A 1,353-nucleotide genomic window follows, 5' to 3' on the forward strand; every position below is an offset into this window, starting at 1 on the left:
AAAATTTGATAACTTAAGTCAAGAGAAAATTTAATAAATTTACATCTACGATAAAGAATGGATTTCAAATACGACAAAAAGAGCAGATTTCTCTGCAATTTGTCTATTCTTGTATTATTATTAAATCACGAATGGTAAACGGTGCCGTTCGTACACAGCGCATAGATGATTAATAACAGCTTATGTGCGGTGGCTATTGTGGCAGCTTTAGGCTTCAGTGGTGAGAAGCTCTGCTGCCTTTTCTTTTGGTTGAATTCATATAATACATCGCCTTTTTTCAACCTGTAATTACATGACACTGCCAGATACATTAAACATCTTAGATGCTTATTACCTTTTTTTGATATTGCCAAATGTATGCCATTCATATCGCCAGATTGCCTGATCTTTGGGTTTAATCCTGCATATGCAGTAATCGCTCGTCTACAGCTGAATCTGCTCATATCTCCAAGCTCTGCTATGATTCTGGCTGCCAGATTATCTCCGATACCAACTATGCTTACAATCGATGTGAAATACGGAGTCTTCTGTGCTTCTGATACTAACTGTTTCAATATTTCATCACATCTTTCTTTCTGTGATTGAAGATCGTCGACAAGCTCTGGAAGAATCATTGATTCAACGTCTGTTACATCTGCACCGGAATAGCAATGCATTGAACATTCATACATTTCATGAACAATATTCTGTATGAACAAGGCGCTGTGACTTGTTTTCTTTTCAATCTTCTTAACAATCGTTTCTTCCTTATGTTTTAACAGAAGTGATGGATGTGGATATTGTTTGATTACCTCCATTGGAATTTCGTCATATAGACTTGAATGGCCTTTAAAACACTTATCTAAGCGTGGATATACGATATCAAGATATTTCCGAAACGTATTCTTTCTCATTCTTAAATGGTTAAGTTCACATTCATAATAACGATTCAATTCTCTTAGGTTATGAAAAGATTTTGATGGCTTGTCATATGGAAATAAGTTACATTCTCCATAATATGCTTTGGCGATATGAGAACAATCGAGATCATCTGTCTTATTACTGTTTGGCGTTGTTTTGCGATAAGATGCCGACATCAATGGAGAAATGATGTAATACGGTATCTGATGATCATCTAAATATTTCTGTAAGCAGTGATGATACACACCTGTTGCTTCAAAGATGACAGGTATGGTTTCACATTCATATCTGTCTTTCATTGTATCGATCAAATCTGAAAGTGATTGAAAGCCTTCAACCGTATCATGTAATACTTTAGGCTTTCTCATAGGATGCCCGTTACTGACATATGGCTGATAGTGACAGCTGCCTTTTGAAACATCCACGGTAATGACTGGTCCTTGCATTATGGAA

1 protein-coding gene is annotated in these 1,353 nt (G+C 36.1%); it reads right to left on the minus strand.

Annotation, left to right across the window (positions count from 1 at the left end; genetic code table 11):
- Nucleotides 1-125: 125 nt before the first annotated feature.
- Nucleotides 126-1,353: IS110 family transposase (locus tag ACTND6_RS10985; RefSeq protein ID WP_441024290.1), on the minus strand; the 1,228-nt coding region annotated here is incomplete at its 5' end.

This window comes from Bulleidia sp. HCP3S3_C9, from assembly GCF_052064035.1.
Taxonomy (GTDB): Bacteria; Bacillota_I; Bacilli_A; order Erysipelotrichales; family Erysipelotrichaceae; genus Bulleidia.